The 13,421-nt window shown below is 69.4% G+C and carries 14 protein-coding genes; 7 read left to right on the forward strand and 7 right to left on the reverse strand.

Annotated features, from left to right (window positions below):
- Positions 1–113: 113 nt before the first annotated feature.
- The gene (locus tag ME121_RS33180; RefSeq protein WP_012320231.1) at positions 114–245 is read left to right on the forward strand and encodes a hypothetical protein; all 132 of its coding nucleotides are present in this window, start codon (positions 114–116) and stop codon (positions 243–245) included.
- Positions 246–306: 61 nt separating this feature from the next.
- Here the strand turns inward: ME121_RS33180 and ME121_RS02880 are convergent, their stop codons facing one another.
- Both ME121_RS02880 and ME121_RS02885 read right to left on the reverse strand, forming a co-directional pair.
- On the reverse strand, positions 307–816 hold the full coding sequence (locus ME121_RS02880; protein WP_012320232.1) for a c-type cytochrome: 510 nt from the start codon (positions 814–816) through the stop codon (positions 307–309).
- Between the two features lie 160 nt (positions 817–976).
- On the reverse strand, positions 977–2,368 hold the full coding sequence (locus ME121_RS02885) for an aminotransferase-like domain-containing protein (protein ID WP_012320233.1): 1,392 nt from the start codon (positions 2,366–2,368) through the stop codon (positions 977–979).
- 199 nt (positions 2,369–2,567) lie between these two features.
- On the opposite strand from ME121_RS02885, the gene ME121_RS02890 reads away from it, so the two are divergent.
- Both ME121_RS02890 and ME121_RS02895 read left to right on the forward strand, forming a co-directional pair.
- On the forward strand, positions 2,568–2,972 hold the full coding sequence (locus ME121_RS02890) for a DUF983 domain-containing protein (protein WP_206406684.1): 405 nt from the start codon (positions 2,568–2,570) through the stop codon (positions 2,970–2,972).
- A 198-nt stretch (positions 2,973–3,170) separates the two neighbouring features.
- Positions 3,171–3,353: a hypothetical protein gene (locus ME121_RS02895; protein ID WP_024829393.1), complete on the forward strand. Its 183-nt coding sequence runs from the start codon at positions 3,171–3,173 to the stop codon at positions 3,351–3,353.
- 264 nt (positions 3,354–3,617) lie between these two features.
- Here ME121_RS02895 and ME121_RS02900 read toward each other — a convergent pair whose 3' ends face one another.
- Entirely contained in the window at positions 3,618–4,037 is a 420-nt protein-coding gene (locus tag ME121_RS02900) for a Ros/MucR family transcriptional regulator (RefSeq protein ID WP_059408326.1), read from the reverse strand.
- A 554-nt stretch (positions 4,038–4,591) separates the two neighbouring features.
- Here ME121_RS02900 and ME121_RS02905 point away from each other — a divergent pair.
- From ME121_RS02905 to ME121_RS02915, 3 genes are all read left to right on the forward strand, one after another.
- A complete protein-coding gene (locus tag ME121_RS02905) occupies positions 4,592–6,283 on the forward strand; it encodes a methyl-accepting chemotaxis protein (protein WP_012320237.1) in 1,692 nt (563 codons plus the stop codon).
- A 1-nt stretch (position 6,284) separates the two neighbouring features.
- The gene (locus ME121_RS02910; protein ID WP_012320238.1) at positions 6,285–6,548 is read left to right on the forward strand and encodes a hypothetical protein; all 264 of its coding nucleotides are present in this window, start codon (positions 6,285–6,287) and stop codon (positions 6,546–6,548) included.
- A 202-nt stretch (positions 6,549–6,750) separates the two neighbouring features.
- Positions 6,751–7,038, forward strand: a complete 288-nt coding sequence (locus ME121_RS02915; RefSeq protein WP_053620491.1) for a hypothetical protein — start codon at positions 6,751–6,753, stop codon at positions 7,036–7,038.
- Between the two features lie 407 nt (positions 7,039–7,445).
- Here the strand turns inward: ME121_RS02915 and ME121_RS02920 are convergent, their stop codons facing one another.
- From ME121_RS02920 to ME121_RS02930, 4 genes are all read right to left on the reverse strand, one after another.
- On the reverse strand, positions 7,446–9,227 hold the full coding sequence (locus ME121_RS02920) for a putative bifunctional diguanylate cyclase/phosphodiesterase (RefSeq protein ID WP_012320240.1): 1,782 nt from the start codon (positions 9,225–9,227) through the stop codon (positions 7,446–7,448).
- An 888-nt stretch (positions 9,228–10,115) separates the two neighbouring features.
- Complete coding sequence (locus tag ME121_RS33185; RefSeq protein WP_158682012.1) at positions 10,116–10,349, reverse strand: hypothetical protein; 234 nt, start codon at positions 10,347–10,349, stop codon at positions 10,116–10,118.
- A 366-nt stretch (positions 10,350–10,715) separates the two neighbouring features.
- Positions 10,716–11,579, reverse strand: coding sequence for an outer membrane protein (locus ME121_RS02925; RefSeq protein WP_059408327.1), 864 nt, complete (start codon positions 11,577–11,579; stop codon positions 10,716–10,718).
- 213 nt (positions 11,580–11,792) lie between these two features.
- Positions 11,793–12,173: a hypothetical protein gene (locus ME121_RS02930; protein WP_012320242.1), complete on the reverse strand. Its 381-nt coding sequence runs from the start codon at positions 12,171–12,173 to the stop codon at positions 11,793–11,795.
- 536 nt (positions 12,174–12,709) lie between these two features.
- Here ME121_RS02930 and ME121_RS02935 point away from each other — a divergent pair.
- Positions 12,710–13,417 carry a GntR family transcriptional regulator gene (locus tag ME121_RS02935; protein WP_043074106.1) on the forward strand — a complete coding sequence of 236 codons (708 nt, stop codon included), beginning with the start codon at positions 12,710–12,712 and terminating at the stop codon, positions 13,415–13,417.
- Positions 13,418–13,421 lie beyond the last annotated feature (4 nt).

The following is a 13,421-nucleotide window of genomic DNA, read 5'->3' on the forward strand; positions in this document are numbered from 1 at the left end:
CCCATGCCGCCGCACGGGACGAAATACTTCGCGCAATCCTGCGGCAAAGGAGCTTGACCATAACGCCGCCTCACGGCGGCCGATCTCGGGCCGCGACGAGGAGGAGACGGCAGATGGTCACGCGCATGATGACGAACACCGCGTCCGGATCCGACCGCATCGTCGCTTGGTCGATGATCGCGGGTCTCGCACTGGCTGTGATCCAGTACGCGCAGGACGTGGCCCTGCCGGCGCATTTCGTCTGACCGGCAGCACTGCCCCGCTTCCGACCTGTGCGGGCGGACGAGCGACGCCGACAGGACCGGCTCAGGGCCGCGCCGGCCGCGGCTCGGCGTCACCGTCCCCGGGCGACTGCGTCAGAAGGTAGGCGATGATATCCGCCCGATCGAGGGCATCGGGGAGGCCGCGGAAGCTCATGCTGGTGCCGGGCGCGAGCTTCGCCGGGGCGGAGAGCCAGAGGTCCATAAGCTCCGGGGTCCAGACGCCGCCCAGCGACCGCAGCGCCCCGGTATAGCCGTAGCGCCTGCTGTTGCTGGCAACGGGCTTGCCGAGCACGTCGTAGAGTCCGGGACCGTTCCGATCGCCCGCGCCGGGGCTGATCGTGTGACAGGCGGCGCACTGACCGAACAGCCGCCCGCCGCGCTCCGCGTCGGCCACCCGCATGACGTCGTCGAACGTCGACGTCTCGCCCAGGGCACGGCGGCGTTCCCGCCCATCGTCCGAGCAGGCGGACGCGAGCAGGGCCAGCGCGAGCGCCACGGCGCGCGCGGGACGGCGCAGGATCCGCGATCGCGTCTGCCCAAGACAGCACAGCATCGCGTTCCCTTCGCGGTGAGCGGATTCGGATCGGCACGCGCCGGGCGTCCCACGGGGAGCGCGCCTCCCCCAGCAGGAGTCGGCCGACGATCGAGGGACAGCGCTCGTCCGGGCGGCGCGGACTGCCCGAACGCGCGAGGCACGGGCCGCCTCGGCCGGCTCAGACAACGGTCGAGATCGCGCCGGGCGGATGCGCCAGCAACGTCGCGAGCAGGCTGAGGCCGTATCGGAGCGTCTCGGCGTCCGGCGCCGCGCCCAGGGAGACGCGGATGGCTTCCGGAGCAGGCCCGACCGCGAAGGCGTCGCTCGGGATGACCGACACGCCGAGCTGCCGCGCGTGGGCGCCGAACTCGCCGCGACGCCAGAAAGCGGGAAGCCGGAGCCACAGATGGTGCCCGCACGGATGCCCCCGGACGTCGAGACCCTGGAGCGTCTCGCGCGCGACGGCCTGCCTGAGCGCGTTCTCCTGCCGGATCGCCGCGACGACGGCGTCGAGCTCGCCCTCGGCGATCCAGTGTGAGGCGAGCGCGGCCGTGAGAGGCGAGGCCATCAAGTTGATGGCGCGCAGTTCGGCCGCCAGCCGCACCGCCTCGTTCGTTCCCGGGACCGCGACGTAGGCGACGCGCAGGCCGGGACTCGCGCATTTGGACAGCGTCGCGATGTGCCACGTGATGTCGCTCGCCTGGGACGCGATGGGAGCCGGAGCGTCCAGGGGCAGTGCGCCGTACGCGTCGTCCTCGATGATGGCGACGCCGTGCGTTCTGGCAATCTCGGCAATCTGCCGCCGCCGGACCGCCGGCAGGGTCGCGGTGGTCGGGTTGTCGAGCGTCGGAACGAGGTACAGAGCCCGCGGACGCTCGGTTTCGCAGCGTTCGCGGAAGGCGTCCGGCTCGAGCCCTTCCGCGTCGCCGGCCACCGGCACGAGGCGGACTCCGCGGCGCTCCGCGGCCGTGCGCAGCCCGGGATAGGTGAGCGCCGGGACGCAGAGGGCGTCGCCCGGCTTCAGGATGGCGGCGAGCACGGCGGCGAGCACGACCTGGGCACCGCCCGCCACGAGGACGCGCTGCACCGGGAGTGTCCCGAGCCGTTGACCGAGCCAGTGGGCCGCCGCCGCCCGGTCGGCCAGGTTCCCGGCACTGTCCTGGTACTGCATTCGGGCGAGGAAGCCGGACGATCCGGCGAGCCGCGACAGACCTGCCTCCAGGCGCTCCGCCAGTCGCGCCGCCGCGGGCTGGGGCGGCATGTTCATGCTGAAGTCGATGCTGCCGGACGGATCAGGCCGGGGCACCTCCGCGGCCGGCGACCGGGGCCCCCGGACGAAACTGCCCCGGCCAGCCGTCGCGTCGATCAATCCCACTCGGCGCGCCTCGTTGAAGGCGCGCGTCACCGTCGTGAGATCGACGTTCAGCTGCTTCGCCAGCGCGCGCTGCGGCGGCAGGCGCGCTCCCGGCGCGAGCCGGCCGGCACGGATGTCCGCGGTCAGCGCCCGGACGATGGCGAGGTACTTGGGCCCGGTCTCGCCGGCGATTGTCGGGCTCCAGGATTCCAACATTGACCCCTGTTCTCGCGCTAGCGTATGCATACATTCAGAGTACGACCGGCGAGCACAGCCGTGCGTCCGTTCCGCGCTCGGCGGACGATTCACCGGGTCGCTCGGTTTCCACCGCTATTGTATGGTTTAATATGCCATACAATCGACAGGCACAAGCCCGTCCGCACAGGGACCGGCCCGCTGTTCAGGAACGTGGATGATGCAGAGGACTACCGATCAATCGCTCATGTCGGTCGGGCTGCGCTGCCGCTGCCCGCGCTGCGGGGAAGGCCGTCTGTTCGACGGCTTCATCACCCTGCGGCCGCGCTGCGAGGCGTGCGGCCTCGACTACAGCTTTGCCGACCCGGCGGACGGGCCCGCCTTCTTCATCATGATGACGATGGCGTTCCCCGTCACCGCCTTCGGGATTTGGCTGGAACTGGCCTACGATCCGCCGCTCTGGGTCCACGCGGCGGTGACGCTCCCGCTGCTCATCCTGGCCTGCGTGCCGATCATCCGGCCGCTGAAGGGACTCTTCATCGCCAGCCAGTACATCAACAAGGCCGCGGAGGGACGTCTCGCAGTGCCGAAGGCGCCCGTCGCCGGCCCGACACCGCGGGACTGACCGCGTCGCCGCCCGCTCCGGCCGATCCTGGTCGAGGCGTGGCCCCCGCAGCTCGCCGGGATCCGAGTTCTCGATCGCGCCCTCCGTCTCGGGCGGCTCCCGCCTCCGCCCAGCGCAACATCCGCCTCTTCGAAGACTGGCAGCGCGGCCGCGGGCCTGGGCGTTGCCCGCGGCCGGGGCGCGCCCATGGAGCGGGACATGCGCGACGGCACCCTCGTCGGCGTCGGCCCAGCCGTCGCGGCGGCGACGTCCCGCTGGCTCATCAGCGCCGAGGGCGTTGACGATCGGCAGGAGGCCGACCGGTTCCGGACCCGGATGCGGGCGGAGGCGAGCCGGTTCGCGGCCGAGCAGAAGGCGCGATACCCGCTCGGACGCGCCTGACAGCCCGAAGGGAGGGGGTCAGCGCGTCTCGCCCGAGAGCGCCGCTCAGGGCTCGAGGATATCTTCTCGTTTGTCGTCGCGGCCGCCGGCCGCGACCGCCTCCGCGAAGGAGACCGCGATCGCGACGCTCGGGCGTGCGCGCGCAGCGCGGCGGGGCCGGCCTCCGGTGGCGCCGGTGGCAGTCGCGGCCGGTTCGGCGACGCCCGCCGCGATGTCGGACCCATCCCGGCGGACCGATCCTCGCGCGGTCGCGCAGGCCTATCCTCACTTATGGCGCAGCTGCAGCAATCGCGCGATCTCCGAGCGCTTGGCGGCGTAACCCGGAGCGACCATCGGATAGTCGCGCGGCAACCCGTACTTGGCGCGGTAATCCTGCGGTGTCAGGCCGTGCGCCGTCAGATGACGCTTGAGCGTCTTGTAGGACCTGCCATCGATGAAGCTGATCAGGCCCTCGGCCTGGATGGACGTGCGGATCTCCCGCGCGGTCGCGGCTTCGGGCGTCGCGACCGCGGGCGCCGGTCCCACGCTGATCTGGCAAAGCATCTCGTACGTACTAACCAAAATCTCACAGAGCTGGGTGTGCGAGACCGAATTTCGGGAGACGTAGGCACAAACGATCTTTATTGAATTTTTCAAAGCCGCGTCAAAAACATTTCTCCCGCCAGTACCAACCTCAGGTAGCATACCTGCCAATCCCCCTCAAGACACGCAGCGTAAGAGTTGTATATCAATTTTCGCATGTCAATCCGTTGCCTTGATTGAGCTTGAAAAAAGAACCCTGTGATCGATATTCTACTTATGGAAACATCGATAGAGAAATAGCTCAACCAGAAAGGGGCGTTATGCATATCGCGCACCCTTCACACCTCGTCCGTATATCGTCCGCCTATCGTCCCACCGGACACTGAGCGCGATCCTCGCGCCGCGGACAAATGCGGACGCGCCGCGGGGATGCAGACCTTCGGCTCCGAGCGTGCCGGGCGCGTCACGGTCCGAGGTCGGAAGGGGCTCCTCGGACGACCCTGATGACGGGACCCGCGCCGCAGATCCTCTCCAATCCCGGCGGCGGACAACGTCCACGTCCCTGTGTCGGCCACGGACCAGAACTGATCTCTCAAGTTGCATCACGCGGATATTGACAATCTACGCGACGACGATAAGTCGGTCAAAACCTGTCTTCACTATTTTTTAAGTATGATAACTGACACCTAGCACATCAGACACTGACGGGGGCCGTGATGTTGCGCAATACTAAAGTCCTGGTGAAATCGTTCCTGCCACTTCTGCTGATGGCGGCGCTCTCCGCTGGTTTGATCTTCTACGCGAACGCTAACCTGAACGATCTGTCGCGTCAGACCCGGGACATCGTCGATCTGCAGGTCGTTCGCTTGGAGAAGATCCTCGCCGTCCGGATCAACGTCAACGAGGCCGCCGTCAACGCGCGCAATCTCATTCTCGAGACCCGCGAGCAGGAGATGGGCAGCTACCGGGCCCGCTACGATGCCGCGGCGAAGGGGGCGTTCGACGCGACGAAGGCGCTGATCGCGCTCGCCGACACCCCTGAGCGGAAGAACACCAATCAGGCTCTCCAGGGTATCCTGGAGGAGTTCTTCGCCGCCATGGACAGGTCCAACAGCCTCGGCCTCAAGAACGACAATGAAGCCGCTGCAAAGATCCTGCTGACCGAAGGTTCCGTCGCCCGCGCCAAGGTGCGAGACTTCGTCCAGGGCCGGGTGGACCGGCTGACATCGGAGCTGCGGCAGGCGCGCGACGGCGCCGAACAAGCCGCGAGCACCGCCAAGATGGTCCTGGCCTCGGCCACCGTCGCGGGGCTGATCGGCGCGATGGCGCTCTCGGCGCTGATCGTGATCTTCGGGATCACCCGCCCGCTCGGCAGCCTCGTCGGCGTGCTGCAGCGGATGGCCCGGGGCGAGGTCGACGCGGAGATCCGCGAGGCCGGCCGCGGCGACGAGATCGGCGCCGTCGGCAAGGCGGTCGAGGGCATCAAGGCCATGGTCGCCCGCAAGGCCGCCGAGGAGGCCGAGGTCAAGCGCCTGGCCGACGCGGCCGCCGCCGCCGAGCGGAAGCGCACCATGATCGAGCTCGCCGACGGCTTCGAGCGCGCCGTCGGCGGCATCGTCGGCCTGGTCTCGTCCTCGGCCACCGAGCTCCAGGCCACCGCCCAGCAGATGACCGCCACCGCCCAGGAGACCGCCGCGCAATCGACCACCGTGGCCGCCGCAGCGGAAGAGGCCGCCACCAACGTCAACACGGTCGCGGCCGCGGCCGAGGAGCTCGGCTCGTCGGTGCAGGAGATCGGCCGGCAGGTGCAGGGCTCGGCCCATCTCGCCCAGGCCGCGGTGGGCGAGGCCGACCAGACTGCGCACCTCGTCCAGGCGCTCAGCCAGAACGCGGCGCGGATCGGCGACATGGTCGGGATGATCTCGGGCATCGCCGGCCAGACCAACCTCTTGGCGCTCAACGCCACGATCGAGGCGGCGCGCGCCGGCGCGGCGGGGCGGGGCTTCGCGGTGGTGGCCTCCGAGGTGAAGGCGCTGGCCGAGCAGACCGCCAAGGCGACCGAGGAGATCGCGCGCCAGATCGGCGAGGTTCAGGGGGTGACCGCGCAGGCGGTGACGGCGATCGGCGGGATCACGGGGCGGATCCGGGAGATCGACGGCGTGGCGACGTCGATCGCGGCGGCGGTCGAGCAGCAGGGTGCGGCGACCCAGGAGATCGTGCGCAACGTGGCGCAGGCCTCGACCGGCGCCGGCGAGGTGACGGGCAACATCGCGGGCGTGGCGCAGGCCTCGGAGGAGACGGGGGCCGCGGCCGGTCAGGTCCTGTCGGCGGCCTCGGAGCTGTCGCGGCAATCCGAGCATCTCCGCGCCGAAGTCGCACGCTTCCTCGCCACCGTCCGCGCCGCTTGAGGTGATCGCGGCGGAGATCCGCGTCCTCCCGGTCCGGCCCCGCGGCTCGGACCAGTCCGCCGGCTGCGCGCGGATCTCGTCGCCGCGCACGCGCGCGGCGAGGATCTCGGCTCGCGCTCCGCACATCCAGGGCTGCGGAGAGCGGCTGCCCGAACTCAGCCACGTGTTCGAGCAGGCCATCGGCGGGATGGATCAGTCGCTGGACGACCTCACGCTGCGGGATCCGGGAACGGGCGCAGCCCTCCGGCACCTGCTCGGCTCCTGATCGCGACCGCGACCCCAATCGGTCACGGCGTCGCGCACCCCGACTCAGGGAAGCCGGCTTGGGCGGGCTGCTGTTCGTCTCCGACGACCTGTCCCGCACCGAGCGTCTGGCGCGCGACGTCGATCCGGCCCGGCCGTGAAGCACCCACGACCTCTATGACGAGGCCGCGCCGGCGGCCGGAGCCGACCTCGTCGTCGGCGACGTGGCGCAACTCACGTCGCACGCGATCGTGCGCCTGCGACGGATACTGGCGCCGGCCCGCGACACGGGCGCGCCGTCGCCGCTCCTGATCCACGGCAACGCCGCGCCGACCGAGGCCCTGGCGCGGCTGCTGGGTACGAGCGAGACCCTCCCGGCCGCGTCGGCGGTGAGAATCGTGCAGGACAGGATCGATCAGCTCCGGGATCAGGGCGGCTCCGCCGCCGCGGCCGGGCTGACGGAGGTGGCCCGGCCGTTCCCGTCGAGACCTTCTTCTCCGGCCGGACGGTGACGCCCGGCCTCGATGAGGCCACCCATCGGCACTGCCTGCGGGTGACGGGCCTCGCGGCCGCCTTCGCGATCGAGCTGGGCTTCGGCGATCTCGACGCCTACCGCCTGACCGAGGCCGCGCGGCCGCACGATGTCGGGAAGACGAAGATCCCGCTGTCGATCCTCAACAAGCCGGGGCTGCTGACCGCGCGGCGGCCCTACCGACCGTCGATGTCGGATGAAGTGGCCTGCGGCCTCCTGCGATCGATGTCCGGCAACCTGGATCCCGCCTTCGTGGAGACCTTCCGTCCCGTGATGACCGCCTTCGACCTGAGCGGCGCGGCTCCGGCGCGCCCGCTCGATGACCCGTCTCCGGCCCGGTGGCATTACGGAGACGCGGGTCCGAGGCCCCGCGGATGGCCGATCGGATCACCATCGATGCGTCGGCAGGCCCGCGCGCGACAGCGACGCCTGCGGCTGCGGACGTCCCAGGAGATAGCCCTGAACCTGCCCGACACCCTCGGCCCGCGCGAGTTCCAGCTGCTGCGCCGTCTCGACGCCCTCGACCACCGTCGTGATGCCGAGGCTGACCCCCAGCCCCGCCACCGCCCGGATGATGGCGCGCGCGTCGGCGCTCGTCTCGGCCTCGCTCATGAACGAGCGATCGATCTTGATCTTGTCGATCGGGAACCGGCGCAGATAGCTCAGGGACGAGTACCCGGTGCCGAAATCGTCCATGGCGATCCGGATGCCGGCGCCGTGGAGCGTGGCGAGATTCTCCCGCGTCGCCTCGCTCTCCTCCAGCAGCGACGTCTCGGTGATCTCGACCTCCAGCCGCGCCGCGGCCAGACCGGTCTCCGCCAGCACGGCGAGCACTTCCGCGCCGAACCCCTTCTGACGCATCTGGACGCTGGAGACGTTGACGGCGACGTCGACGCTCTCGGGCCACGCCAGGGCATCCCGGCAGGCGCGCTCCAGGACCCAGCGGCCGAGCGGCAGGATGAGACCGGTCTCCTCGGCCAGGGGGATGAAGGACAGCGGCGGGACCAGGCCGCGCGTGGGATGGCGCCAGCGCACCAGCGCCTCGACGCAGGCGACATGCCCGTCGCGGGCATCGACGAGGGTCTGATAGTGCAGCTCGAACTGATCCGCCGCCAGGGCGGCCTGGAGGTCGGCCTCGATCTGGCGGCGCGCCTCGAAGGCCTCGGACATGCTGGCCTCGAAGACGCTGAAGACGCCGCGCCCCTCGGTCTTCGAGTGCCGCAGGGCGAGATCGGCGTCGTGCAGCAACGGGTCCATGTCCAGGTCCTGCACCGCGCGGATCGCGAGGCCGATGCTGGCGCCGGTATGGACGCGCCCGCTCGCGAGATCGAACGGCTCCGACAGAACGTTGACGAGGCGCTGGGCGGTCGACGTCGCGGCGGCCGCGTCGACGACCCTGTGGACCAGCGCGAACTCGTCGCCGCCGAGGCGGGCCACGACGTCACCCCGCCGCGTGTTCCTCCGCAGCCGCGCGGCGACCTCCTGCAGGAGCTCGTCGCCGGCGGCATGTCCGTAGGTGTCGTTGACGAATTTGAACCGGTCGAGGTCGATGTAATACATGGCGAGCAGCGGTCGCTCGTCGTCCTGCGCCGCGATCAGATCTCGGTAGCCCTGGCGCATCGCCCGCGTGTTGGCGAGGTCGGTCAGGGCGTCGTGATGGGCCAGGTGGGCGATGCGCTCCGCACTCCGCCGCTGCTCGGTGATGTCCTCGAATGTCGAGACCCAGCCGCCGCCGTCCATGACCCGGTGATTGATCGCCAGCGTGCGCCCGTCGCAGAGTTCGCGCGTGATCGGCGCGGGCTCGGCGGCCTGAAGGGCGGCGCGGGTGCTGCGCTCGATCTCCGCGACGGTGACCTCCGGCGAGTAGAGGCCGCGCGCGACCAGAGCTGAGCAGATCGCGTGCTGGGCCATGCCCGTGAGGACCATGTCCTGCGGGATGTTGAAGATATCGCGGTAGCGCTTGTTCGACACGACGAGGCGGGACTGCGCGTCGAACATGCACAGGCCCTGGTTCATGTTCTGCAGCGCGCCCTCGAACAGGCGGATCTGCTCCGAGAGGGCCGCGTTCAGCGCCGCGAGCCGGTCGATGCCCTCGGCTCTCGGCCGCAGAACCGGAACGCACTGCGAACTGTCCGAAGTCTCGCTGCGCCGGAGACTGGTATGCGGCACGATGATGTCCTCGAGTGGGAAAGGGGCGCCGAGCCGCGCGGGGCGGCGCGATCGGTCGGGCGCGCTAAGCGATCGTCCGGGAGGCCGCCGCGCAGGTCTGGCGTGTGACCGCCTCGAGCGCCGGGATCGTCGGTGCGATCGGCGGATGGCGGGCGGCCCGTGATCGCGGACCGGACCCGGTGGGCTGGGACAAACCCGTCACGCGCGTGATCCCGAACCAGAGCCGTGCAGAAGGAACATGTCGGATGCAGAAACAAGAGACCGCTGTCGATACATCCTCTACGTAAGTACATCACGTTCCGAATTGCAAGCGCGCCACTATTTTGAGAGCGAAGCATTTTAACAAATATCGACGGAAATTTACATTAGGAGTAGAATTTTGGCCTGAGACCACTACCGTCATGCGAAATTCTCGATCTGCCGATAGGGGACCTCGACGCACTTCTCGTCGCCGATCATCCGGCTTTGGCCGCTCATGGATCGGCGGAGGGCCGTGAGGTTGCCTGCGGCCCCGTCCCTGCATGGCAGCATTGCTTCCGCGCAGAAGCTGGGGACAGGACGACCTCTAAGGATCGGCTTTCTCTCGCGGGGCTCGACTTTGATGAGGGTCAGTCGCCCGTCTCGCGGTGTCGGGCGCCACATCGTGCGGCCCGGACCCTGGACGGACGGTCCCTGACCCCGGACTGGTCCGGTATCCTCCGACCTCCCTCGGGGCCCGGCATCCCAGGGCCAGCATCAAATCAACCAGCAGTAGACATCTTCGGCGAGTTCTGGGTAAAACCGTTCTCACGGCCTATTTACTTTGCCACAACCTTTCACGGCCATTCGGACACATCAGTGACATCGAATTTTAGGCCTGAGATCGCGCAGGCACGAGGAACGGGTTCATCAAATCACCCGACAGACGCCGAGTTGAGCCGGGATTCGGCGAACTCGCAGGCGCTGTCGACCCGCCAGTCGGTGAGCATGTTGGCCCTGTCGCTGGCCAGATCCGCCCAGCAGGGCATCTTCCTGCTCCTGCGGTAACAGCGTCACGCCGATTCCGACGATCGACCCGGCGGCCAGGGCGACGCCCAGCCGCTTCTCCATGTCGTCCGAAATCTCGCCGACGTCGGTCCGCATTCTCCGCGTCGAACAGCGACACGCGGTCGGACACCGGGGTCGAGCGCGGCCCATGCCCGTGGCGCGGACGGCCGTCCCAGGATCGACACGGCCCGCGCGGCGCGACGGTGCGCAGGTGCGCGAGGACGGCAACCCCGCGCGACCCGGTCCCGATGCGCGTCCCGGACCGCGGAGGGCCCTTCGAACGAAAGCCCCGGGAGCGGTCGGCTCCCGGGGCTCTGTCGACCTCGCGCCAGTTTGATCGGGCTGGGGATGCAAGGATCGAACGAAGGGCATCGCCGCCGCGCGGCGACCGGCATGCAGAGGACCAGTCCCATGCCGAGCCGCCGCGCGGGCCGATGCCAACCCTCGAGGCGCGGGTTCGGCTCAGTACGAGCCGAACTTGTAGTTCAGGCCGGCGCGGACGACGGCGAACTCGGTCCCGGCGGCGGCGCCGTTGAGGTAGGCGACGCCGCGCGGCGGCAGCAGGTTCGGGATGAAGACGCCGCTGGCAGTGTTCTTCTGGCGGTCGAGGTTCACGTACAGGCCTTCGACCTTCAGGGTGACGGCCGAGGAGCGGAAGAAGTTCAGGAACGAGTCGGTGGGCAGGGCGTACTCGACGCCGCCGCCGACCGCGTAGCCGTTGCGGAAGCTGCTGCGGAAGTTGCGGCCGGCGAAGTTCTGGTCGTCCTGGCCCGAGCCGTAGGCGTAGCCGCCGGTGCCGTACACGAGGGTGCGGTCGAAGGCGTAGCCGAGGCGGCCGCGGGCGGTGCCGAAGTAATCCAGCCCGTTGCCGCTGGTCGCCACGTAGGCGCGCGGCGCCGAGAAAGCGAAGCCCGGGGTGCCGGTCAGCCCATAGTTGAGCGTGCCGTTGGCGCGGCGGGCGAAGTCGACGTACTGGGCGTCGGCCTCGAAACCGACCACGATGCCCGAGCCCGGGGTCAGCTGCCAGTTGTAGCCGATCTGGGCGCCGCCCGAGAAGCCATTGTTGTTACTGCGGTTGTTGACGCTGACCACCGCGTTGGTGTCGGGCGAGTTCGCCAGCGTGCCGCCGCGCAGGGCGTAGTTGGTGGTGTTGCGGCTGTTGGCGTCGAAGCCGTAGCCGGCGTTCACGCCAACGTAGAAGCCGGTCCAGGTGAACACCGGCACCGGCGTGAACACCGGCGGCGGAACACGACGCGGCAGGTCGGCAGCGGAAGCCGCGGCGCTGAGGGCAGTGAAGGCGGCCAGAGAGGCCAGAATCTTGGTCATGTCTGCGCAGTTTCCGTTGGTGCCATTGAGTGGCGATGACTTATCAGGCGCGCTTCATTGACGATGTAACGCACCGGCAACACTTTGCATGTCTTCAGGGATTGAATTACATAGAGTTACCAACTCCTCAACGTCCATAATCTACTCAAAGAATAGAAGTCACAAACTACATCGTCTTTGAGTTGTGCTTCGCGCGGGTCCGGGCCGGACGGCTCAGCGGCGCGCGGGCTGCGGCTCGAAGTCGAGACCGCAGCGCTTCTCGGCGGAAGCCTGCTCCAGCGCCTTCACCTCGCCTTTGAGCCGCGCGAGTTCGGCCGTCTGGTGATTGTCGCCGTCGATGAACAGGAGCGCCGGCAGGAACACCACGGCGCCGACCGTCGTGGCGACCTGATCGCCGCGGCGCTTCTCGTCCTGCGCCCCGGCAGCCTGCGCGGCGCGCACCGAGACGCGGCCGGCCTCCTCGCGGATCTGGGTGCAGGACAGGTTGCTGTACTGGATCGGCGACACGTACGTCGCGGCGACCTTGTCGGAAGAGGTCGCGCAGGCACCGCACAGGATGCCCACGACCACGGATGGAAGAACGATTTGCTTCATGACCCCGCCCCCGCACGATCGTCGTCGCGATCTTTCGCGCGACCTCGACGTCGTCTGCGTCCGCGAAGGTCCGTAAGGTCCGATCCGTGAAGCCGCTGTAGCTGGCCCTACACACCGCGGATCATACCCGTGTTTTGGGACGCAGAAGACCGATTTTGAGACAGAGCGTCCTGCCGAACACCGAGCGGACATTTGGCGACATCGCGATCGCGCGGCCACCGATGGCGAGGGATCAGGTCGGAGGATCGGCGACACTTTGTTCACGATCACCGTACGGCCCGCACGACGCGGGCCGTCGGCGAGTCGGCAGACGCGCTTCCGCGATGGCTATGTGGCCGCCCGCGCCGCCCGATCGACGGTCTTTCCGGGCTCCGGGCGGTCGCCGCCGGCGCTGGCGCGACCGTTGCACACCCGGCATCAGGTCTGCGAAGAGCCGATCGGGCACAGGCCCGACGCGTCGCGATGGATCGCACCCGAGGGAGGATCATGACGGTTCAGTCCGCGCGGATACGGGCGACAGAGTCCAGGCGCCGTCCATGAAGGCGGCGGACGAGGGCGATCGCGTGGGCGCGATCTGCCAGGCCCTGCGACGGGCCATCGTGGAACGGGCGCTCGCCCCCGGAGACCGCCTGCCGGAGGATGCCCTGGGCGAGCGCTTCGGGGTCAGCCGCACCATCGCGCGGCAAGCCCTGCTGCGGCTGGCCGGGGAAGGCTTGGTCGACCTGCGCCGCAACCGCATCGCCGTCGTGGCGACGCCGAGCTGGGAGGAGGCGCGCGACACCTTCGACGTGCGCCTCGGCCTGGAGCGGCTCGTGGTGCGCCGCCTCGCCGGACAGCTCAGTCCGGAGCAGCGCCAGGTTCTGCTGGACCAGATCGCCCGCGAGGAGGCCGCCCGGGGCGGGCCCGAGGCGCTGTCGATCCGCCTCGCCACCGAGTTCCACCTGATGCTCGCCGAGATGACCGGCAGCGCCGTGCTGACCCGCTACGTCGCCGAACTCGGCTATCGCTGCGCCCTGATCCTGTCCCTCTACAGCCGGCCGCACTCCTCGGACTGCGCCGTGAGCGAGCACCGCGACATCGTCGCCGCCCTGGTCGCGGGCGATGCCGAGCGCGCCGCCACGCTCATGGACCACCACCTCGACGCCGTCGCCGAGCGGGCGCGCATCGTGCCGCCGACCCCGCGCGAGCGCGATCTCGCCCGCCTGCTGGCGCCCTACGTCGCGGGTGCCGGCCGCGGAGCCTGACCTC

This window comes from Methylobacterium sp. ME121, assembly GCF_000974725.1.
Lineage (GTDB): Bacteria > Pseudomonadota > Alphaproteobacteria > Rhizobiales > Beijerinckiaceae > Methylobacterium > Methylobacterium radiotolerans.